This window comes from Nocardiopsis sp. LOL_012, from assembly GCF_048060475.1.
GTDB lineage: Bacteria > Actinomycetota > Actinomycetes > Streptosporangiales > Streptosporangiaceae > Nocardiopsis.
Window position 1 is genome coordinate 19,360 of record NZ_JBHMIV010000044.1, and the last position, 21,452, is coordinate 40,811.

Consider the following 21,452-nt stretch of genomic DNA (forward strand, 5'->3'; position numbering starts at 1 on the left):
ACGGCCCCGGCGAGGCACCGCCTCGCCGGGGCCGCCGGCGTTCCCGGGCCGTTCAGTCCCCGTCCTCGACCCAGTCGAGGGTGCGTCTCACGGCCTTGCGCCAGTTGCGGTACTCGCGCTCGCGCGCCTGCGGCGCCATCTTCGGCGTCCACGCGGTGTCCTCGCGCCAGTTGGCGCGCAGCGTCTCCAGGTCCGGCCAGTAACCCACCGCCAGCCCCGCCGCGTAGGCCGCGCCCAGGCACGTGGTCTCGGCGACCTCCGGCCGCACCACACCGGTGTCGAGCACGTCCGCGAGGATCTGCATGAGCAGGTCGTCCCCGGTCATGCCGCCGTCCACCTTCAGGGTGGTGAGCGTGTTGCCGGCGTCGGCGTTCATCGCGTCCACCACCTCGCGGGTCTGCCAGGCCGAGGCCTCCAGGGCGGCCCGCGCGATGTGGCCCCGGTTCACGTAGCCGGTCAGTCCGGCGATGACCCCGCGCGCGTCGCCGCGCCAGTGCGGGGCGAAGAGGCCGGAGAAGGCGGGGACGATGTAGCACCCGCCGTTGTCGTCCACGGTCCGGGCGAGCTCCTCCACCTCCGGCGCGGTGGAGATGAGCCCCAGGTTGTCGCGCAGCCACTGCACCAGGGAGCCGGTGACGGCGATCGACCCCTCTAGCGCGTACACCGCCCGCTCCTCGCCCAGCTTGTAGCCGAGCGTGGTGAGCAGGCCGTTCTCCGAGGTGACAGGCTCGGTTCCGGTGTTCATCACCAGGAAGGCCCCGGTGCCGTAGGTGCCCTTGACGTCGCCGGGGTCGAAGCAGGTCTGTCCGAAGAGCGCGGCGTGCTGGTCGCCGAGCGAGGCCGCCACCGGTACCCCTTCCAGGGGGCCGCTCGCGGTGCCGTAGACCTCGGAGGAGGAGCGGATCTCGGGGAGCAGGGCGGCGGGGACGCCCATCGCGTCCAGGACCTCCCGGTCCCATTCCAGGGTGTGGATGTTCATCAGCATGGTGCGGCTGGCGTTGGTCACGTCCGTGACGTGGCGTCCGGTCAGCTTCCAGATCAGCCAGGTGTCCATGGTGCCGAACAGGAGTTCGCCGCGCTCGGCGCGCTCGCGCAGCCCGTCCACGTGGTCGAGCAGCCACCGGATCTTGGGGCCGGAGAAGTAGGTGGCCAGGGGCAGCCCGCACCGGTCGCGGAAGCGGTCCTGGCCGGTGTCGCCGCCGAGTGCGCGGACCAGGGAGTCGGTGCGGGTGTCCTGCCAGACGATCGCGTTGTGCACGGGTTGGCCGGTCGCGCGGTCCCACAGCAGGGTGGTCTCGCGCTGGTTGGTGATGCCCACGGCGGCCACCTGTCCGGGGGCGGCGCCGGCCTCGTCGAGGGCCTGTGCGACGACCGCCTCCACGTTGGTCCAGATCTCCGCCGCGTCGTGCTCCACCCAGCCGGGCCGGGGGAAGATCTGCCGGTGCTCGCGCTGCCCGGTGGCGGCGGCGCGGCCGTCCCGGTCGAAGAGGATGCAGCGGCTGGACGTGGTGCCCTGGTCGATCGCGGCGACGTACTGCTGGCTCAACGGTGCCTCCTGCTTGTGGCCAAGACTGGGTGAGCCAATTGTGTCGCACGGGTCACACCCCCGTCGGGGCGGTGTGCCGGTGCGGTGGGGCCTCAGGTGTCGTCGATGCGGTCGAGGGCCTGCGCGAGCAGGCGTAACGACGCCACGGCGCGTTCGGTCTCCTCCTCGCCCAGGGCATCGACCAGTTTGCGGGCGAGCCGAGCGTGGGCGGGGCCGATACTGTGCAGGGCGTCCCGTCCCCGCACGGTGGGGGCGAGGAGTTTGGCGCGCCGGTGCGCGGGGTTGGGCCGGTACTCGGCCAGTTCCCGGCTCACCAGCAGGTCGGCGATGCGCTGTACGCTCTGGCGGCTGGTGCCCAAGCGCCGGGCGATCTCCGAGACCGTGCGCGGCTGGTCGGCGATGTCGCCGAGCACCTGCCAGCGGGCGGCGGTGAGCCCCGCGGGCCGGGCGAGTTCCTCGGCGGCGGCCAGGAGTCGTGCGTTGAGCCGGAACACCGTCGTCGCGGTCGCTGAGAGCAGTGCGGCGGGGTGTCGCGGTCTCACGGGCGGGACGCCTCCGCCAGCACGGTGTAGGCGTCGCGGTCGTGTCGGCCGAAGAGCCGGTACCAGGCGTCGAGCACGCGCGGGGAGTAGACGTCGAGGAGGCGGAAGATCTCGCGGGCGAACTCCACGGGGGCGATGGGGTTGGCGGTGATGAGGTCGCCGTCGGTGACGGCGAGGTCGTCCCTGTAGTGGCGGAATCCGGCGTAGCCGGTGGCCAGCAGGTACTCCGGGGCGGCGCTGGTGTGGGCGCGGTCGTCGAGCAGGCCCTCGCGGGCGAGTCCGGCGGTGGCGCCGCAGATCGCGGCGACCGGCACGCCGGTGTCGAGGAAGATCCCGGCGGCGGAGGAGAAGGGGGACATGGCCTCGGGGGCGCAGTCCCAGGTGTCGGCTCCGGGGAGGATGAGCATCGAGCTCTCGGAGGGCTTGAGCTGGGGGAGTGCGATGTCGGGCAGGACGGTGAGGCCGCCCATGGTGGTCACGGGGGCGTCGCCCATGCCGACCGTGGCGACGCGGACGCCGCCGGGACGGCGCTGGGCCTCTCCGCTGCGCAGGTGGGCGAGGACGTGTCCGATCTCCCAGTCCGCCATGTGGTCGTAGACGGCGACGTGGACGGTGCGTGTGCGCGATGAGCTCATGACAGAATCCTGTCATTTTGACAACATGATGTCAACGATTGAGGGGTGTCCCGACCCTGGTCAAGGTGGGGGGCGTACGTTGCGGACTGCGCGTGGCGCGTTCGGGAATAGTAACGGTCCACCGCCGGACGGCGGGGGGTTTCGGGAGAAGAGATCATGCACGTCGTCTTCATGGGTGTTTCCGGCAGTGGCAAGAGCACGGTGGCCGAACGCGTGGCCGAGCGCCTGGACCTGCCCTTCGCCGAGGCCGATGCCTTCCACCCCGAGTCCTCCGTCGCCAAGATGGCGGCGGGCGTACCGCTGACCGACGCGGACCGGTGGCCCTGGCTGGACGACCTCGCCGGATGGATCGCCGAGCACGAGGCCCGGGGCGAGTCCACCGTCATGGCCTGTTCCGCGCTGCGGCGCGCCTACCGCGACGTCCTGCGCGGGGGCGCCCCGAACGTGGCCTTCCTCCACCTGAGCGGGTCCTCCGCACTGCTCCAAGCGCGCCTCCGGTCGCGCCGGGGCCACTTCATGCCCGCCGGGCTGCTCCAGTCGCAGTTGCGGACCCTGGAGGAACTCGACTCACGTGAGCCGGGACACGTCCTTGACGTGGGAGAAGACGTGGACGCGCTGGTAGTGCGGGCTTTGGCGTATGTCGAGAGCTTGGTCCGTTCAGAGAGCGCTTGATCCAAAATCAGCGTTTTGTTGCGCTGTGACCTCTCTACAGGCGACCCTGTGCGGTATGCACAAGACCCTTTCCTCCCCCACGACCCCTGCCCAGCGGCCCGAGGACGCCGAGGCCCCCTCGTCATCCTCGCCCCCCGAACCCTCACCCGCGCCCCGCCCCTCGCCAGTCGCCAAGGCCGTCCAGAGCGTCGACTGGGCCCGCGCCGCCGAGTCCCTCAAGAAGGGCTCCGCCCGGACGGGCGGCCTGCTCAAGGTGCTCGGAGCCCGGACCGGCGCGTTCCTCGCGGCCGTCGGCGCCCGGATCGCCCTCCACCTCAAGGAGAGCGCGGTCCGGGTGGGCCGGCTCCTCAGGGGCCACCGGCCCGGCGAGCACCCGCCGCAGGACGTGCGCCACGCCTTCGCGCTGATGCTCGCCGCGGTCCCCGCGTTCGGCTTCCTGGCCTACACCGGCTACACGCAGTTGGACCCGGGGGTGCCGGGCACGGTCCGCACCGAGATGTGGACCCTCACCGTCACGGCTGGGCTGGCCGGCCTCGCCCTGGGCGCCCTGGCCGTCCCCGTGCGCCGGGCCGTGCCCCTGCTGCACCGGGCCGCCCAGGTCTGCGCGCTGGCGGGCATGGGCGTGGCCCTCATGGGGCTGCACCGGGCCGCGCAGCTCGCCGACACCGCGATCCTGGTGGCCTCCGCCGTGGCGGCGCTCTTCGCCGTCGTCGCCAACGTCGCCCTGTGGTCCACGTCGGTCCGCACCTGGTGCCGCGCCGCACCGCAGGGCTGAGCGGCCCGTTATCGCAGGTAGGGCCCTTGCCCCGGGCCCTTGGCCGTTTCGGCCGCACCCCCGCCGCGCTTCGGTGGGCACGGAGCGGTGTTCGGGGGCAGCCCCCTAACCCTCCCCGGCGGCCTCCCTGAGCCGGTCCAGGTGCTCGCCCCCGTCGTCTCCGTGGCGTGCCAGGTAGTCGGCGAGCGCCTCGGTGGCGATCCGCGCCGCCTCGTCCTCGAAGCCGTACTCGACCAGGTCGTCGAGCAGGTCGATCGCCCTGTGCAGTTCCTCGCCCTCGGCGGGGTCCTCCTCGGCCTCTTCGGGCAGGTGGTCGGCGACCAGGTCCAGGAGCGCGGTGCGGGCCTCGTCCGCGGCGGACTCGGCTCCGGCAGCCGCGCAGAGCCGGATTCGGGTGATGGGGTCGTCGTCGGCAGCCATGATGAGCTGTTCGGCGAGCCAGGAGGTCTCCTGGCCCTCAAGGAACGCGGTCAGCGCCGCGTCGTCCAGGGGAGTGGTCATCGCACGATCATAGGACGCCCCGCCGACGAACGGCAGGGCTGTACCGGGTACCGCGGCCCGGACCGCCATGGTCTCCATTCGGTATCCGTGACAGGTGTAACGGACGGTTCAAAAGGGAAGAAAGATACATTTATCGTGTCCTGTTCTCCATCTCCTGGGCCTGCTCCCTGGGAACGGACACGATGAGGAGAGACCCCTATGACCCCCGAACCCCGTCCGGGCGTGCTCGGCGCGCGTGTGCTCGCCGGTGTCGTGCTCGCCGCGGCTACCGTCTTCAGCGGCGGCGTCGCCGCAGCCGATCCCCCCGGTGACAACGGCACCGTGAAGATCCACGACCCCGAGACACCCGCTGATGACCCCAAGAACGAGCCCAAGGTGTGCACGTTCTACATCAAGGGTGACAACTTCGACTCCGGCCAGGAGGTCTCCTGGGAGATCGTCTACCAGAGCGGCCCCGACAAGGGCGACCTGGTGCTCGACGGCGAGCTGGTCCTGGACCAGGACGGACACGGCACCAGCGAGCTGATCGAGCTCGACGAGGGCCACTACAAGCTCATCTGGACCTTCGAGGGCGAGAACGGCAAGGCCAAGCACAAGGTCTTCAAGGTGGAGTGCGAGGACGAGCCCACGGACGAGCCGACCGAGCCGACCGATGAGCCGACCGAGCCGACCGATGAGCCGACCGAGCCGACCGATGAGCCGACCGAGCCCACGGACGAGCCGACCGAGCCGACCGATGAGCCGACCGAGCCCACGGACGAGCCGACCGACGGGCCCACGGACGGCCCCAGCACGGACCCGTCCACCGGACCCTCCGACGACCCGAGCGAGCCGGCCGACGAGGGCGGTCTGCCCGTGACCGGTTCCGCGCTGGCCGGCCTGGTGGCCGCCGGTGCCGTCGCCGTCGCCGGTGGTGGCGCGGCCCTCTACCTCGGACGCCGCAAGGGCACCGGGAACACGCAGGGCTAGGTCTCACGCGAGTGAGGGTCGGCGCCCCTGACGCCTGACCGGGAGGGGCGGTGCCGAAAGGCGCCGCCCCTCCTTCCTTACGCCCCGCGCAGTGCCGCGCACACCTCCAGCAGCCGCTCGCGCAGCACCGCGCCCCGCTCGGCGAACCCCTCCTGGGCGGCCATGTACTCCGCCTTGCCCTCGGCGGTCTCGATCCGCACCGGCGCGTACCCCCACGCCGCCAGGTCGTAGGGCGAGGCCCGCATGTCCAGGACGCGGATGTCGCGGGACAGCTCGAAACAGTCCGCCACCAGCTCGGACGGCACCGCCGGGGCCAGCTTGTAGGCCCACTTGTACAGGTCCATGTTGGCGTGCAGGCAGCCCGGCTGGTCCAGGTCCACCTGGCTCTCCCGGGTGGGCCGGAGGGTGTTGAGCGGCCGGGCCGGCCCGGTGAAGAACCGGAAGGCGTCGAAGTGCGAACAGCGGATACGGTGCGAGCGCACCACCCGGTCTGTGCCCTCCGCCCCCAGCCGCAGCGGCACCTGTTCGTGGCGCACCCGGTCGGCGCGGTACACCATCGCCCACTCGTGCAGCCCGAAACAGCCCAGGTGGGCGGGGCGGGAGGCGACCGCCGACAGCAGCCGCTCGACGAAGCCCGCCACCGGCCGCGCCGCCAGGAACGCGCGCGCGTCCAGACCCACACCCTCCCCGAGTTCGGTGTGGAAGCGCTCCGCCAGGTGCTCCCGGGCGCCCTCGCCCAGCAGCACCGTCCCCACCCCCGGGTGCCAGCGGCGCAGCCGCGACGGCTTGAGGCTGTAGTAGGTGAACAGGAAGTCCTCCACCGGGTGGCGCTCGCCCCGCTCGCGCCGCCGCAGGTGGTCGATGGTCAACGCGTCCACGCGCGCCTCGTGCGCACGAGTGCGCCCGCGCCACCGCGCTTCGGTGAGGGCGGTCACCGCCCCGGTCGCTGTCGCTTCCACGCGCCCCAGGGTAGGCGGTGGCGGGCCGCGCTCAGTTCGACTGCTGCACCGGCAGGTGCCGCCCCAGGTAGCCGACGTAGACCCGGTTGGTGGTGCCCGGCCCCAGGTGGGGATAGAAGTACAGCCGCGGACAGATCCCGTACTCGGTGTCGAGCTTGATGTGCGCGTACATCGGGACCCGACCGTCCGGGCTCACCTCCTCGGGCACCCGGAACATCCGCTTCTCGTTGAGCTTGCCGCGGTTGCGCACGTAGTCCGACTCCTGTGAGGCCAGCCGCTTGACCGGGATGACCTGGTAGCCGTCCGGGGTCTCCCGCAGGTAGGAGTGGAACCCCAGGCCGCTGCCGGGGTTGTCGAACTGGTAGCGCGCGTAGTCGTTGAGGGCGAGCAGCGCCTCCCAGGCGCGGGTGACCCACAGGCCCTCCTTTCGGCTGTCGGAGAGCTCGTACACCGAGTCGTGGTCCTCGATGGTGAAGAACAGGTGCGGCAGTGCGGAACCGTCGGTGATCTGCTCCAGCAGCCCGCTCACGCAGGTGGGCGGCGGCAGTTGTGTGTCGCGCGGAGCCGGTGCCGCGGCCAGACGGAACAGCCCAGCGTCGTGGGCCTTGGACCGCAGCCACCGCGCCTCGTGCCTGGAGGCGCGCAGTTGTTCGCGGGCGCTCGCCAGCTCCTCGGAGAGGTCGGTGCTCTCGGCGAGCAGTTCCTGGCGCTCCTCGCTGAGCTCGGTGACCCGCGCGCCCAGCCGGGTGACCTCCTCGCGCAGCCGCTGGTTCTGCTGTTCCAGCTCCTCCCGCGCCTGGGCGGCGGCCACGGCCGGATCGTGGTGCGGCTGCCCGATTCGGGGGGAGGGCAGCAGACGGGGCGCCGTCAGGGGGCGGGCACGGCGGGAGCGCACCTCCCGCGCCTCCTCCTCCAGGAAGGCGTCGATGGCGCGCAGCGGTTCGGGAAGCGCCGCCTCCAGGGCGTTCTCGCGGATCTCTCGGGACAGCGTGGCCCCCACCCAGGAGCGGATCCGCTCGCGCTCCCGGGCGGTGTCGAGCGTGGCCGGGCCCATGCGGGGGTGCCGTGAGGTGTCGGCCGCGCTGTCGGTGCGCACCCCGGGTAAGAACGTGCGCACCCCGCCCGCCGGGATATCGAGCCCCTCCGGGAGCTTTCCGCCCACCCGTTCGAGCGCCGCCCGGTCCAGCACGTACCCCGCACACATGCCGGTGCACCGGGACAGGGCCGAGGCCATGGCTGTGCGCCAGTCGGCCACGGTGACGTCCTCAGGGGGTGCGGTGGCCACCAGCGCCATCCTGCGTTCGGGGTCGTTGATCGCCGACACCAGCCCCTCGACCAGGGACGCGTCGCGCCCGCGCACGATCCGCGGTTCGGCGGGCATCGGGTGCCCCCCGTCGTGGGCGTCGACCGCCTCCAGGAGCATCCGGGCGGCCTCGGGCGGCATGACGTCCAGTTTCGGTGGGCGGGCGGTCTCCTCCCCGGGGCCGTGGGGGTCGGCGCGCATGTCGATCCACACGTGGTGGCGGGGCGAGAACTCGGGGTCGACGACCACCGTGGCCACGGTGCGCCACACGGCGTCTGGTTTGTCGGACTCGGTGGTCAGGCGGAGGAAGACCAGGCCCTCCTCGGGGTTGTCGTGGCGCACCACCAGCGCGCGCGACCGGTTGCTCAGCTCGTAGCGGCCGGAGACCGAGAAGTCCACCCGGCCGCCCGAGGTCCCCCGCTTGCTCAGCCACTCGGAGAGCACCCCCGACGTGGCGGCGACGAGGTCGCCACCGCCCCGGGGGACCGAGACGAGCGTGCGGTAGACGAGTGGCAATGAGCGCTCCCGGGCTTCTTCCGTCGGCGGCGGACGGTCCGCTCTGGTCGGTGGGTTGCCCCCCTCCCACCTCGGTGGGTTGCCCCCTCCCACCACTGTGGACGAAGCGTCGCGTCGGCGCTAGTCGGTTGACCGAAGATGCCAGCCGGGGTAATAGTGTGTGAATTCAGGGTATTTCACGGTATGCCGTGCCCCTTCCCGCATGTCACCCGGGTGGGGGTCAGAGCCGCTCGGCACTCTCGAAGAGCCGCCGGGCCTCGTCGCCGAAGCGCGGGCCGTACTGGGTCCGGGTGTCGTCGGCGTACTTGAAGCTCACCACCGACGCGACCGTGCCGCGCCCGGTCGCCGAGTCGAAGCCGGTGAACCACGGCCCGCCGCTGGAGCCCTGCGTCATCACGCACCGCATGCCGTGGGCGGTGGTGCCCCCCTTGTCGGGGGTGGTCCGGCCCGAGCAGTAGTGCAGGTACCGGCCCCGGTACGGCGAGGTCGCCGGGTAGCCGAAGGCGTAGACCTGCGGGCCGCGCGCGGTGCGCCCCTGCGGCCACCGGTCGAAGGCGATGCGCTGGGCGCCCACCCGGTTCTGCACCGGCGTGCCGCCGTCGGTGTTGAGGACCACCATCGCGAAGTCGTGGCTGTCGTCGGCGTCGCGCGCCCACGGGGAGGGGACCAGCATCTCGCGGGCGGTGTAGCGGCTGTAGGGGGACGTCCCCCGGTCGTAGCCGGGGACGAACGTCCAGTTGCGCGCCCAGGAGCCCCTGCCGTCCTTGGCGCAGTGCCCGGCCGTGACCACGGTGCTGCGGTTGGCCGAGTCCACGACCGAGGCCGAGCACGTGAAGTCGCGGCCGTTCATCGTCAGGTACACCTTGCCGGTGGTGCGCGTGACCGCGCCGCCCCCGGTCCAGACCTCGCCGGTGCTGTTGTCGTGCGGGGCGGCCTGCCGCTCGGTGGGCGCCTCGGGTGCGGCGACCTCCAGCGCGTCCCCGACCAAGCCGGTGATGGGCAGGGCCGCGGCCATGCGCTCACTCGTCCAGTAGTCCAGGACGGCCTGGCGCTGGACGGGGGTCACCGCGCCGCTCTGGTGGGCCACCCCCTCCATGCGTGCGAGGGGGGTGGTGGCGGTGGCCGCGTGGGGGGTGTGGACCGCCTGGGTGATGGCCGAGGCGGTCCCGTCCGGGACGCCGAGGAGGGCGAGTCCCCCGAGCGCGACCGCGACCGCGGCGGCGGGGGCGAGGATCTTGTGCGCGATGGGCGAGGTCATGCGCCGATCCTTGCACACTTTGAGTAATTAAGTAGCTACCTTGCGTTTGTGTCCTGTGGTTCGTGGGAAGAGGACCGCGCCCGGTGGGTGGGGCGGGGGTCGGCGTCGGGGGTGTGGGGCCCGGGTGGTGGGGTGGCCGGTACCGGCCACCCGAAAGGGCCGTTCTGATCTGGAATGGGTCCCTTGCGCACGGTAGCGCCCGGTTTCGCCCTCTGAAGTTTTGCCGGCAGGAGTCCCCTGTGCCCTATGAGATGTGAGCTGGGTCGGTTTCATGAGTGAAACCGGCCAGGCCGAGGAACTCACCATCCGGACCATTGCCGCCGCGCTCGCGCTCGAAGGGATCGCGGACGATCTCGGGGGAGTGTTTTCGACTCAGGCCGGGGCAGGGCGGATAGCGCGGGAATCAGGGAAACCACCGGTGTGGCCGAAAGTGGTCACACCGGTGTCGCTTCGTTGTGGGTCAAAGGCTTCGACACCCTTGATTGTCCCAGTTCAGAGGCGCCTTCCGTGTGTTCAGGGGTCTTGGTGGTCACGCCCCCGTGAAAGCCCGAGGTTAACGGCTGCTCCACGGAAGCGTCGACTGGCGAGGACATCCCCGAAATCCAGGTAACGGAGGAGAGGGCGACGGCTATCTGGGTGAGGATGACCGCCGATACATATGTCCTCCATGAGATGTTCGAAAGCTACGGAGACGGCTCCGTCATGGGGGACATCACCTCCTATTATGAGGAACGCCGGGAGGAAGAGGAGGCCGCAGGCCTGCCACACTTCGACGGTATCGACTTTCTGCTCCGTTCGGGTGTTCTCGTTGAAACCGACGGCGAGTACCGGGTCGTCGACGACGCATGGGAGACCGGCAACTCTGCTCCCGACGACAGCGAAGTCGCCCAGGCGATGCGGCACGCCTTGGAAGCAACCGAGGTGGGTTGGTGCGGTGAGATGAAGGGGTACGAGTTCGCCGACCAGTATTTCGATGCCTCCTGGGAGAGGTTCGACACCGAGGAGGAGTACCTGGAGAGCATCGAAACGTTTGTGGCGTGCGGCTCCTGAACGCTCCAGCCGGGAGAGGCGATCTGACGCGGATCGCTTGACCCGCTGTCTGGCCAGAGCGCCGGGGAGCCTGGACTACCGCGACCCCTGTGCTGGTGCAGGGGGCAGGTAGCCGACCCCTGCACCAGCACAGGGGTCGACCGGCCCAACGCCCGGACCCGCCTATCCCCGGGCGGCGGGCGCCCAGTCCTGGGCGAAGGCCTCCATCTGCTTGATGACGGAGTCGATCGCGCTCTTCTCCTGGTCCGGCGGGTAGTCGAACTTGGCCAGCAGGCGGCGCACCCGGTTGCGCAGCTTGGCCCGCACCGGCTCGCGCGAGAGCCAGTCGGTGCTCAGGTTCTTGCGGATGTCCTTGACCAGGGCGCGGGCGATGTCGGCCAGCACGTCGTCGCCCATCAGCTCCTGGGCGGTGCCGTGCGTGGCCACGGCGTCGTAGAAGGCAAGCTCGGCGTCGTTGAGCGGCGGGTCGAAGGTCTCCCCGCGCCGCGCCTCGGCCATCACCTCCTCGGCCAGGGAGAACAGCGCCGCCAGCGCCTCGGCGCTGGTGAGCTGCTCGCGCATGTAGCGCGTCATCAGCTTCTCCAGGCGCTCGGTGAAGCGCTCCCGGCTGATCGCGTTGTGCCGGGTCACCTCGCCCATCTTCCGCTGGACGAGGCGGCGCAGCGCCTCCGTGGCCAGGTGCGGGGTCTCCGACTGCTGCATGCGGCGCAGTTCGGCCTCGTTGAGGCGGGTGATGTCCAGCCGCCCCATCCCCGCCTCGGCGTACAGGTCGGTGATCTCCTCGGCATCCACCGCCGAGGCCGCCAACTGCGACAGGTACATGCTGATCTCGGCGGGCAGCGCCTCGCCCCGCGCCTCGCGTTCGGCGGCCTCGATCTTCACCACCCAGGCGCGCAGCTCCACGAAGAAGGCGATGTCGCGCCGCCAGTGCTCCAGGTCCCCGAACCGGGCGCTGATCTCCGAGCTCATCGAGCACAGCTGGTAGAACCGCTCCAGATTGGTGGCGCTCTCGCGGAAGCGCTCCGACAGCGATCTGCCGTCCCCGCCCTCGGGTCTGCGCCGGTTCTCCGGGGAGGTGAGGTGGTTGGCCACCATCCCCAGCGCGTGCTTGCGCGCGTCGTCGCGGGCGGCCCCCAGCAGCCGCCGCCAGTCGATCCCCGACAGCAGGCCGCAGATGGTGTCGTACTCGTTGCGGAGCTCGGTGATGGCGCGGTCGATGCCGCGGCCCAGGGTCTGGTCCTCCCGGTCGCGCGGCGAGTACTCCGCCAGCGCCTTCTGGAGGTTGTCGGTCAGCGGCGCGTAGCCCACCAGCAGGCCGTCCCGCTTGCCGCGGAAGCGCCGGTTGACCCGGGCCAGCGCCTGCATCAGGCCCGCCCCGCGCATCGGCCGGTCCATGTACATGGTGTGGATCGGCGGCGCGTCGTAGCCGGTGAGCAGCATCGAGTGGACGATGAGCAGCTGGAGTTCGTCGTCGGGGTCCTTGGCGCGCGCCTGCACGGTCCGGTGCCCCGAGGGGCGCAGCGCGTGCGCCTTGAGTTCGGCCGGGTCGGAGGGCTCGCTGTGGAAGACCACCTTCATCACGCCCCGGTCGGGACCCTCGCCCACCCACTCCGGGCGCAGCTCCGCCAGGGCGTCGAACACCCGCACGCACACCTCGCGGGTGGCGCACACCAGCATGGCCTTGCCGGGCCCGCCCAGGTGCGGGCGGACCCGCTTCGACCGCTCCTCCCAGTGGTCGACCAGGTCCCTGGCGAGCGCCGCCACCCGGTCGGGGGCGCCGTAGATGCTGTTCTTCATGTCCAGGGCGGCCCTGAGCGCCTTGCGGCGCTCGGCGTCGTCCATGGCGGCGGTGAGCGTGTCGGCGCGGTCGTCGATGTCGGCGGCGTCCACGCCCTCGGGCAGCGAGATCTCGATCAGCCGCGGCTCGTGGTAGACGCGCACGGTCGCCTCGTCCTCCACGGCCCGCCGCAGGTCGTAGACGTCGATGTAGTCCTTGCCCGCGCCGAACACCTCGCGGGTGTCGGCCTCGGCCTTGGAGATGGGGGTTCCGGTGAAGGCGATGAGCGTGGCGTGGGGCAGGGCGTCGCGCAGGTGGCGCGCATAGCCGTCCAGGCTGTCGTAGTGGCTGCGGTGCGCCTCGTCGACGATGACCACGATGTTGCGCCGGTCGGAGAGCAGGGGGTGGTCGGCCCCCGAATCGCGCTCCTCCCTGGTGCGCCCGAACTTCTGGAGGGTGGTGAAGACGATCCCGCCGGTGTTGGTGCGGGCGAGCGTCTCGCGCAGCTCCTGGCGGCTGTCCACCTGGACGGGGTCGGTGCCCAGCAGGTCCCGGCTGGCCTGGAAGGTGCCCATGAGCTGGTCGTCGAGGTCGGTACGGTCGGTGAGGACCACGGTGGTGGGGTTGTTCAGCGCCGGCTCGCGCGCCACCAGCCCGCTCAGACACACCATCTCCTCGGACTTGCCCGAACCCTGGGTGTGCCAGACCACGCCCGCCTGCCCGTTGGTCCGGGAGGCCGTCACCACGGCCTTGAGCGCCTTGGTGACGGCGAAGTACTGGTGGGCCTTGGCGACGCGCTTGCCCTGCTTCCCGCCGCCGCTGGTGAAGTTGGTGAAGTTGCGGGCCAGGTCCAGGAAGCGGGCCTGGTCGAACAGACCGCGCAGCGCCAGGGCGAGGGCGTCGGGGGTGTCGTCTGGGCCGTACTCGAACTCGGGGCTGTCCTTGGGGCGGCCGTCGCCGTCCACGTTCCACGGTGCGAAGTGCTCGAAGGGCGTGAACGGGGTGCCGTACTTGGCGGTGACCCCGTCCGAGACCAGGCACAGCACGTTGTAGCGGAACGCGGCCGGGAACTCGTCGGCGTAGGTGCCCAACTGGGCGTGGGCCCCGGCGAGGGTGGCGCTCTCGTCGGAGGCGTTCTTGAGCTCGACCACGGCCAGGGGCAGGCCGTTGACGTACAGGACGAGGTCGAACCGGCGCTCGTGGTCGCCGTCGAGCAGCCGCACCTGGTTGACGGCGCGGAAGGTGTTCGAGCGCGGGTCGCGGAAGTCCACCAGGCGGACGGTGGGGGAGTGCTCGGCGCCGTACTCGTCGGTGTAGGTGAGCCGGACCCCGGAGGTGAGGTAGGCGTGGGCGGTCCGGTTCTCCGGCAGCGGCTCGCGCGAGGCCGGGGTGGTGGCGATGGTCAGGGCCTGGTCCACCGCGGAGGGGGTCAGGCCGGGGTTGAGCCGCTCCACGGCCTCGCGCAGGTCGTGGTGGAGGGTGGGGTCGTCCCAGGCCCGGCGCTGGCCCTCGGGGTCGATCGGGAAGTCCTTGCCGGTGCCGGGCAGCCAGGCGAGCTCGCCGAGTTCGTCGAGGGCGTGCTGCTCCCAGTCGGCCTCGGTGACCCGTCGGAAGGGGGAACGGTCGGAGGTGGTGGTGCCGGGCCCGGGGGGTGTCATACGCGGTCCTCCACGATTGTCTCGGCGTCCTTGATCCGGAGCTTCCCCGACATCAGTTGGGGGAGCAGTGTGTCGCGCAACGAGGCGAGAGTGCGGGATTCGGCGGTGAGAGATCGGATGTGCGCAAATGCCTTCGAAGATTGTTCCCCGAAGGAGTTGAGCTCTTCCTTGGTCGGCTTGCGAATCAGGAAGTTCGATGCGTCCTTGGCGTTGACTCGTTGGCGTCCTGAAGTTCCGGCCATCTTCTGGATAGCGTGATTCCGGAACTTCTTGTTCCGAGCTAGGAAGTAGCTGAACTCCTGGGGGACTTCAGGGTGGGAGCGCAGGACGATGAACTCTGTCGACCCCATGCCGATCTGCCCGTCCTCCATGAAGTCGACATATCCAGTCTTTCCGTTCTCCAAGCATGGAGTGATACGAGCGAGAAGAGTGTCGCCGTTGATGAAACGGCTTCCCGACTTGGGTTTGCGGTGACTCCAGGAGGAGATCGGTGCACGGTCGGTCGGCAGTGCTGCCATGTCGACGTAGACAGCGTTCTCTTCTGAGGGCTTCCCTGTCTTCGGGTTGAAGTCGACAAGCTCTGTGGCTGGAAGGTCAGATACTTGACCTTGTTCGTCAGCGTTGATGATGCGGTCGAACTGGGTCTGGAGTATCTCCCCGTAGAGGGCAGTGATGCGCTCGTTGACGGCGATCTTGTCGTCCAGCGCGCCGAGTGCTTCAGCTATGGACTGCTGTTCGGTCATCGTAGGGAGGTGGATTGGCCAACCCGGCAGATCAACCAAAGGTATTCGGTCGACTGTGGCCCCTGGGACCTTGCGTGAGTTGATGGTCTCTTGGAATCGTGGGGACAGGTAAGCGAGAAGCAAGAAACGGGAATCTACGACTTCTTTTTTCGGTCGTAGTAGGCCCATGCGTCGCCCCAAGCAGGCTCGAATTCCTTGAGGCATGAGGGCGGCCTCGCCGAGCCTGGTTTCGTAGGAAAATAGGACGTCTCCTGGTTGGGGGGTTACGCGGCGAGTCCATTTGGTGAAGTCTTCCTCGTTCACATGCGCAGACTCCGAGAGAACAAGACGACCACTCCTCAAGCTGGAAATGCTGAGGAACCAAGGGCCATGATTGACTTTTTTCGGAGTCGCATGAGGGCCGTCGAAGACCTCCGCGATATCGCCGATCGTGAACTCTCGCCACTCGCTCATCCGATCCTCCCGAGCTGCTCGCGGACGGTCGCCTCAAGGCGCTTGGACTCGTCGAAGTGCTCGAAGAGCTCCTTCGTCAGGCGGGCGATCCTCTCCTCCACCGGTTCGGCGTTCGGGTCCTCCTCGACCTCGGCCGCTCCCACGTACCGCCCCGGCGTCAGCACGTACTCGTGCTTGGCGATCTCCTGGAGCTTGGCGGAGTAGGCGAACCCCGGCACGTCCTCGTACTCCAGCTTCCTCTTTCGCGCCGACGCCGTCCCCCGCCAGGCGTGGAAGGTGTCGGCGATCCGCTCGACCTCCTGCGCGGTGAACACCCGCTCGGTGCGGTTGACCATCTCGCCCAGTTCCCGGGCGTCGATGAACAGCACCTCTCCCCGCCGGTCGTTGGTCGCGTCCGCGCCCTGCGCCCCCTTGTTCCGGACCAGGAACCACAGGCACGCCGGGATCGCCGTCGTCCGGAACAGGTTGCCGGGCAGCGCCACCATGCACGCCACCAGGTCGGCGTCCACCATGGCCTTGCGGATCTCGCCCTCACCGGAGGACTGCGAGGACATCGACCCGTTGGCCAGCACCACGCCGGCCTTCCCCCGGTCGCCCAGCTTGGCGACGATGTGCTGCAACCACGCGAAGTTGGCGTTGTTGGCGGGCGGCACCCCGAACCGCCAGCGCCGGTCCTCGGTGCTGCGCTCCCACGGGTGCAGGTTGAACGGCGGGTTGGCCAGCACGTAGTCGGCCTTCAGGTCGGGCAGCTTGTCGTCGGCGAAGGTGTCCGCCCACCGCTTGCCCACGCCCTCGGGGTCCATGCCGTGGATGGCCAGGTTCATCTTGGCCAGCCGCCACGTGCGCTCGTTGGCCTCCTGGCCGTAGACCGCGATGTCGTGCGTGCGGTCGCGCCCGCCGTGGTGCTCCACGAACTTCTGCGCCTGCACGAACATGCCGCCCGAGCCGCAGCACGGGTCGTAGACCCGCCCCTGGTACGGCTCCAGGATCTCCACCAACAGCTCCACCACGCTCTTGGGCGTGTAGAACTCACCGGCCCGCTTGCCCTCGGCGCGCGCGAACTGCTCCAGGAAGTACTCGTAGGTCTCCCCGAGCACGTCCTGGGCGGTCTTCTCCTCTCCTCCCGCGAACCGGGCGTCGCTGATGAGGTCCACCAGGCCCTTCAACCGATTCTGGTCGACGTTGTCGCGGTTGAAGATCTGCGGCAGTACACCGGTCAGCGCCCGGTTCTCCCGCATCAGCTCGCCCATCGCGTCGTCGATGAGCTTGCCCACGCCCTCGTCAGCGCTGGCCGCGTTCTCCGAGATGTAGCCCCAGCGGGCCTTCTCCGGAACCCAGAACACGTTCTCCTCGCTGTAGGAGTCCTGGTCCTCCAGGAAGGCGCCCCGGCGGTGCTCGGGGACGCCGTCCTCCTCCAGTTCGGCCATGATCTCCCGCCTGCGCTCGGCGAAGGCGTCGGAGACGTACTTGAGGAAGACCAGCCCGAGCACGAACTCCTTGTACTGGGCGGCGTCCATGGACCCGCGCAACTGGTCGGCGGCCTTCCACAGGATCGCCCGGATCTGCTCGGGGCTGGAGGCGCTGAAGAGTTCGGCCTGCTGGCCCTTGGCGCGCTTGCGTGGCGGCATAGGTGTTCCTTCGGTGTCGTCGTGCCGTGCGCGGCCCCTCTGAAACAGCGAGGAGGGGGCGGGACGGCGGGGGTGTGCAGAAGTCTGTCAGTTGTCGGGGGCGGCGAGGGTCCCGTCCGCGAACCCGGCGGCGCTCAGGCGGCGGATGGTGTCGAGTTCGGCGTACTGCTCGTCCAGCAGCGCGCGTCTGCGCTCGGCTTCGGCGAGCACGGCGTCCAGCCGGGCCACCTCGCCGGGGTGCAGGTCGGGCAGGGCGACCTCCCCGATCCCCCGTGGCGACCGTGCGGACCCGGGCGGCCCCTGCACGGAGCGGACCCCCTCCAGCAGCAGCGCCAGAACCCGGGGCGTCAGCGCGCGGCGGGCCTGCGGGTTCACCCGCAGCACGCGGGCGGGGAAGGACACCACCGAGGAGCCCTCGTGGTCGACCAGCACCCCGAACTCCGCGCCGGCCGTGTACACCGCGTCTCCGGGCAAGGTCAGCGCCGCGTGCGGGTACTCTGCGGCGAGCACCAGCCGGTCGACCCGCCGACCGCCGCGCGGCGCCCGCCCCAGCACCTCGTCCGGCCCGAGCACGGGCAACTGCCCGTCCGGGTCGATGTGCTCGTCGGCGATCCGGTGCCCCTTGACCGAGGTGAGCCGGTTCTGCCTGATCAGGGCGTTCACGGTGACCCGCTCCGGCAGGGGGCCGGTGCGGCGCACCAGAGCGCCGCGCAGCGGTCCCTGCTCGTCGGCGTGCACGCGCGCCCGGCCCTCGGCCTCGGAGAGCCGGGTCTCCGCCTCGGCGATGAGGGCCGGGCGGTCGCGGACGGTCTGGGACACCACCCGCGACACCGGCGGCCCCGGCGGTACCAGCGGTTCCGTGCGCCGGTCCTTCATGTCCCTGACGGGCACGGGCAGCCCGTACCGGGCGTCGTGGCCGCCCAGGTGGTGGCCTTCGGCCCGCCAGAGCAGGATGTCCTCGGCCAGGCTGCGGACCGTGTCCCCGTCCAGCGCCCGGGAGCCGATGTCGTTGACGAGCACCCGGCCGCGCGCGTCGGTGACCGGGTCCCGGCGCAGGGTCCACAGGGCGCACCCGTACCAGGGCCGGTAGGGGTCGGCGCCGCCGGGGAGCGTGGTCACCGACTCCACCAGGCCGCTGCTCAACAGACGCCAGCGGATATTCGCGGTGCCCGGGTCCAGTTCGCCCACCAGGGTGTCGGCGGGGCCGACGACGACGGCGGTGCGCCCGGGGCGGAGCAGCACGCTCAACTCCTCGATCTCCTCCAGCGCCCGAACCCGGGAACGGCTCTCCCCGGCCTGGTAGGGCAGGGTGGTCACGATCAGGTCGAGGTCGGCCAGCCCCTCCTCCAGTTCGCCGCCCGCCTGTACGTCCAGGTCGATCTCGGGTACCCCGGCCAGCAGCAGGCGGCGGCGGGTGAGCCGGGCCAGTTCGGGGCTGCGCTCGGCGGCGATGACCGTACTGTCTTCGGGGTCGTCGAGCGCGGACACGATGTCGTGCAGCAGGTCGCCGCAGAGCGCGTGCGGGTCGGCGACGGTGAGGGTGTCGTCGCCGGAGGCGTGGCCCAGCGGATCGGCGACTGCGACCACCAGGTCCCGCAGCTCGGGGGAGAGCGAGCCGGTGTCCGGGCCGGTGAGTCCGAGCCGGTGCCGGTGGGACATGAGGTGCTCGTGGGCGCCGCCGGGGGAGTAAGCGGCCTCGATCAGGTCCTCGGCGACGGGGGCCAGACGGACGGAGAGGCCGGGGTCCTCCGCCAGCTCCCGCAAGAAGAACTCGTCGTCGGGGTCCATGCGCTCCACGCGGGCGAGCAGCGCGCCCGGCGTGGTGCCGGAGAGCGGTTTGTCGTCGGTGTGGTGTAGGCACAGCAGAGCGCCGATGACGGAGACGAGGCGCTGCGCGCCGATCTCCTCGGCGAGGCGGACGAGTCCGTGCGCTGCCAGTTCCGGGGCGATGTCGTCGGCGGAGGTGTTGCCCAGCCCGGTGGTGGTGAGCCAGTCGGCCACCGCGCGGCCGTCGAACCAGGTGCGGTTTCCCTCCTCGGCCACGGCCGCCGGGAAGTCCGGGTGGCGTCGCCGCCAGGTGGAGACGACCGGGCGCTGAACCCGGGCGAGGGCCGCGATGTCGGCCAGGGAGAGCCGTGGGGCTGCTGACGGCATCGGAGTGGTTCCTCGCTCTCGGTGCTGGGGGGTGTACGGCGGTGGAGCCACCCTAGAACAGAATCCGGGTTCATGTGGCCACTTCTCTGATAACAGGGGTTGTCAGTTCGCCACGCGCATTGATCCTCGCGTCCGGTTACCGTTGTTCCCACGGCGCGAGCGGACGGCCCGCTCGCCTTCCCCTACCCGGAACCCCCGGTGCCCGGCGGCACCGGCCGACGCGAAGGACCCCCGATGGGCCGACGCCGTCCCCGTCCTCGGAAGAAGACCCGTCCGCGCAGTTGCGGCAAGCGCTGGTTCAAGGACCGGATCAGCGCCGAACTCGCCCTCGTCGCCATCCGCAGCCGTGCGGAGACGACCGCGGACAAGCTGCCCCGCCGCGCCTACCGCTGCCCGGACTGCAAGGGCTGGCACCTGACCTCCAAGAGGGAGCGCCCCCATTCCGTCCGCTTGGCCGAGTCGGGACAGGCCCCCGGCGCGGGGCGCGTGCCCCGGAAGGCGGAGGGTGAGTGGACCCTGTCCACCGAACAAGGGCTGCGGGCGCGCCGGGCCGTCCACGGCATGGAGCCGTGGGTGGCGGCCTACACGGGCGACCACGCCGAGAAGTACGGGAACGGGCCGACCTGGCGCGAGCTGGAAGCGGTGTTCGGCTGGAGCCGGTGGGAGGGCGCGCTCATCATTCGGCACCTGGTGGACGAGGGGTGGCTCCGGGAGGTGGAGGGCAGTCCGCACCTGCTGCCCGGCGAGAGTGCCGGGTAGGGGTGAGGTGCCCTGAACCGCCGTGATCTTGCCACCAGCGCAGGATCAGGGCCATTTTCCTGCGCTGGTAGCAAGATCATCCCGAGTGGGAGCGGGGTTCGGGGCGGCTACCGGGAGAGGGCGGCGGAGAGGAAGCCCGCCCACTCGGCTGCGGGGAAGGGGAGGTGCCCGGTGTCGGGGTGCTTGGAGTCGCGGACGGCCGCACCGCAGGGGAGGTCGGCCACCTCGACACAGTCCTGGCCCCGGCCGCTGTAGCTGCTCTTGCGGAAGCCGGAGGGGATGTGCGCGACCTCGACGCAGTCCTGGTCATGGCCGCTGTAGCTACTCTTCCGGAACGTCAGATAAGTCAATGGTCACTCTCTCAGTGAGTCCGCGGTTTCCTGGATGAGAGCGGCGGACTGCTTGGTGCTCAGTGCGGACCCTTGCAGGTCTCCATAGTTCACGTTATAACGCTCTACTTCGTCTTCCTGTTCGAAGAAGACGGAACCGGCGATAGTCCCAACGTAGACGATGGAGCTATCCCGAGGATCTGGGAAGTCCAGGATCGTAAAGGGGGCGGTGAGCCCTGCGTGGGAGCCTGTGCGGAACGGGATGACTTGTACGTCGATGTTCGGCATCTCGGCCATGTGCAACAGATGTGCCATCTGTTCCTGCATGATGGCTGGTCCACCGATGACACGGCACAGGGCAGCTTCATCGAGGACCGCACGGAAGTGAGCAGGCCGCACTCGGGTCAGGATCTCCCGGCGAGCCATCCGGAAGGCAACTCTCCGCTCGATCGCGGGCAGGGAGGTGTACCGACCGCCTTCGAACAGCGCGTGGGCATACTCGGGTGTTTGCAGCAGGCCCGGGACACAGAGGCCAGCGAAGGTCCGGATGGTCGAAGCCTCAGCTTCGAAGTCCGGAAGCGCGCGGTCGTCATCGAAGAGGCCCTTGTACTTCGACCACCAGCCGCGCTGCTTGGCATCTCGCGCAAGAGCGTGCAAGGCGTCGCGGGCCTGGCAGTCGTGTACTTCGTACAGGTCCAAGAGCTTGTCCAGAGCTGGTGCGGGGACGGTCTTGGACTCGGCCTGTTCCATCTTGCCGAGATTTGATCGGCCCAGACCAGCCTGCTTGGCGGCTTCGGCGAGGGTGAGCCCTGCTTCGCCGCGAAGACGTCGGAGTTCGGACGAGAGACGTCGTCGTCGGATGCTGGGGCTGTATGGCGTTGGCATGTGGGCAGCCTAGCTGAGATTTTTTATGGAAACCACTTTTTCTCGTTGACAAGAGTGGATGCGCAAGTCACTATCGAATGCGTAGCCAGTGACCGGGGTCTCACTGAGAGTCTCCTGGTCAGGCTACGCCCTGCCCGTTCCGCGCATCACGGCAACCGTGAGACTCCTCCAACGGGCACCACGCAACCCCTGTTCACGCCGCTATGCGCAAGGAGTGTGTCCGCCATGTCCACAACCACACCGCTGGCCGCGCTGCCCGAGGTGACCGTCCCCCTCGGTGCGCTGGTGCCGCCGCGCTGTCGCCACTACTTCACCGGCCGCGCCGACCGCGCCCACTACC

At 70.2% G+C, this 21,452-nt stretch carries 18 protein-coding genes and 1 pseudogene; 6 read left to right on the forward strand and 13 right to left on the reverse strand.

The window, feature by feature from the left end; genetic code table 11:
- Positions 1-52: 52 nt before the first annotated feature.
- The 3 genes from glpK to ACFHWE_RS21485 all read right to left on the reverse strand — a co-directional run bounded on the left by glpK (position 53) and on the right by ACFHWE_RS21485 (position 2,723).
- Positions 53-1,546 carry a glycerol kinase GlpK gene (glpK, locus tag ACFHWE_RS21475; protein WP_416603603.1) on the reverse strand — a complete coding sequence of 498 codons (1,494 nt, stop codon included), beginning with the start codon at positions 1,544-1,546 and terminating at the stop codon, positions 53-55.
- 92 nt (positions 1,547-1,638) lie between these two features.
- Positions 1,639-2,088 (reverse strand): MarR family winged helix-turn-helix transcriptional regulator, encoded by a 450-nt coding sequence (locus ACFHWE_RS21480; protein WP_416603604.1) that lies wholly within the window; start codon positions 2,086-2,088, stop codon positions 1,639-1,641.
- Positions 2,085-2,723: a type 1 glutamine amidotransferase family protein gene (locus ACFHWE_RS21485; RefSeq protein ID WP_416603605.1), complete on the reverse strand. Its 639-nt coding sequence runs from the start codon at positions 2,721-2,723 to the stop codon at positions 2,085-2,087. Before ACFHWE_RS21485 ends, ACFHWE_RS21480 begins: the two co-directional genes overlap by 4 nt.
- Positions 2,724-2,879: 156 nt before the next feature.
- On the opposite strand from ACFHWE_RS21485, the gene ACFHWE_RS21490 reads away from it, so the two are divergent.
- Together ACFHWE_RS21490 and ACFHWE_RS21495 are read left to right on the forward strand one after the other, a co-directional pair.
- A complete protein-coding gene (locus ACFHWE_RS21490) occupies positions 2,880-3,395 on the forward strand; it encodes a gluconokinase (RefSeq protein ID WP_416603607.1) in 516 nt (171 codons plus the stop codon).
- Between the two features lie 55 nt (positions 3,396-3,450).
- Complete coding sequence (locus tag ACFHWE_RS21495) at positions 3,451-4,170, forward strand: hypothetical protein (protein ID WP_416603608.1); 720 nt, start codon at positions 3,451-3,453, stop codon at positions 4,168-4,170.
- Between the two features lie 105 nt (positions 4,171-4,275).
- On the opposite strand, the gene ACFHWE_RS21500 is transcribed toward ACFHWE_RS21495, so the two are convergent.
- Positions 4,276-4,671, reverse strand: coding sequence for a hypothetical protein (locus ACFHWE_RS21500; protein WP_416603609.1), 396 nt, complete (start codon positions 4,669-4,671; stop codon positions 4,276-4,278).
- A gap of 198 nt (positions 4,672-4,869) precedes the next feature.
- On the opposite strand from ACFHWE_RS21500, the gene ACFHWE_RS21505 reads away from it, so the two are divergent.
- Positions 4,870-5,640 (forward strand): hypothetical protein, encoded by a 771-nt coding sequence (locus ACFHWE_RS21505; protein ID WP_416603610.1) that lies wholly within the window; start codon positions 4,870-4,872, stop codon positions 5,638-5,640.
- Positions 5,641-5,717: 77 nt separating this feature from the next.
- Here ACFHWE_RS21505 and ACFHWE_RS21510 read toward each other — a convergent pair whose 3' ends face one another.
- The 3 genes from ACFHWE_RS21510 to ACFHWE_RS21520 all read right to left on the reverse strand — a co-directional run bounded on the left by ACFHWE_RS21510 (position 5,718) and on the right by ACFHWE_RS21520 (position 9,676).
- A complete protein-coding gene (locus ACFHWE_RS21510; protein WP_416603611.1) occupies positions 5,718-6,599 on the reverse strand; it encodes a 3-methyladenine DNA glycosylase in 882 nt (293 codons plus the stop codon).
- Positions 6,600-6,630: 31 nt separating this feature from the next.
- Positions 6,631-8,418: a hypothetical protein gene (locus ACFHWE_RS21515; protein WP_416603612.1), complete on the reverse strand. Its 1,788-nt coding sequence runs from the start codon at positions 8,416-8,418 to the stop codon at positions 6,631-6,633.
- Between the two features lie 220 nt (positions 8,419-8,638).
- The gene (locus tag ACFHWE_RS21520; RefSeq protein ID WP_416603614.1) at positions 8,639-9,676 is read right to left on the reverse strand and encodes a trypsin-like serine peptidase; all 1,038 of its coding nucleotides are present in this window, start codon (positions 9,674-9,676) and stop codon (positions 8,639-8,641) included.
- Positions 9,677-10,312: 636 nt separating this feature from the next.
- Here ACFHWE_RS21520 and ACFHWE_RS21525 point away from each other — a divergent pair.
- Positions 10,313-10,726: a hypothetical protein gene (locus tag ACFHWE_RS21525; protein WP_416603616.1), complete on the forward strand. Its 414-nt coding sequence runs from the start codon at positions 10,313-10,315 to the stop codon at positions 10,724-10,726.
- A gap of 162 nt (positions 10,727-10,888) precedes the next feature.
- On the opposite strand, the gene ACFHWE_RS21530 is transcribed toward ACFHWE_RS21525, so the two are convergent.
- From ACFHWE_RS21530 to ACFHWE_RS21545, 4 genes are all read right to left on the reverse strand, one after another.
- Positions 10,889-14,161: a type I restriction endonuclease subunit R gene (locus ACFHWE_RS21530; RefSeq protein ID WP_416603617.1), complete on the reverse strand. Its 3,273-nt coding sequence runs from the start codon at positions 14,159-14,161 to the stop codon at positions 10,889-10,891.
- Positions 14,158-15,357, reverse strand: coding sequence for a restriction endonuclease subunit S (locus tag ACFHWE_RS21535; protein ID WP_416603618.1), 1,200 nt, complete (start codon positions 15,355-15,357; stop codon positions 14,158-14,160). The genes ACFHWE_RS21530 and ACFHWE_RS21535 overlap by 4 nt, the downstream gene beginning before the upstream one ends.
- Positions 15,354-16,985, reverse strand: coding sequence for a type I restriction-modification system subunit M (locus ACFHWE_RS21540; RefSeq protein WP_416603619.1), 1,632 nt, complete (start codon positions 16,983-16,985; stop codon positions 15,354-15,356). The genes ACFHWE_RS21535 and ACFHWE_RS21540 overlap by 4 nt, the downstream gene beginning before the upstream one ends.
- A gap of 87 nt (positions 16,986-17,072) precedes the next feature.
- Positions 17,073-19,139: a hypothetical protein gene (locus ACFHWE_RS21545; RefSeq protein ID WP_416603621.1), complete on the reverse strand. Its 2,067-nt coding sequence runs from the start codon at positions 19,137-19,139 to the stop codon at positions 17,073-17,075.
- Between the two features lie 234 nt (positions 19,140-19,373).
- Between ACFHWE_RS21545 and ACFHWE_RS21550 the strand changes: the two genes are divergently transcribed.
- On the forward strand, positions 19,374-19,898 hold the full coding sequence (locus ACFHWE_RS21550) for a hypothetical protein (RefSeq protein WP_416603623.1): 525 nt from the start codon (positions 19,374-19,376) through the stop codon (positions 19,896-19,898).
- Between the two features lie 107 nt (positions 19,899-20,005).
- Here the strand turns inward: ACFHWE_RS21550 and ACFHWE_RS21555 are convergent, their stop codons facing one another.
- Positions 20,006-20,248 (reverse strand): DUF397 domain-containing protein, encoded by a 243-nt coding sequence (locus tag ACFHWE_RS21555; protein WP_416603625.1) that lies wholly within the window; start codon positions 20,246-20,248, stop codon positions 20,006-20,008.
- 3 nt (positions 20,249-20,251) lie between these two features.
- Positions 20,252-21,112 carry a helix-turn-helix domain-containing protein gene (locus tag ACFHWE_RS21560; protein WP_416603626.1) on the reverse strand — a complete coding sequence of 287 codons (861 nt, stop codon included), beginning with the start codon at positions 21,110-21,112 and terminating at the stop codon, positions 20,252-20,254.
- Between the two features lie 225 nt (positions 21,113-21,337).
- Here ACFHWE_RS21560 and ACFHWE_RS21565 point away from each other — a divergent pair.
- A pseudogene (locus ACFHWE_RS21565) lies at positions 21,338-21,452 on the forward strand (ATP-binding protein); the annotation flags it as partial.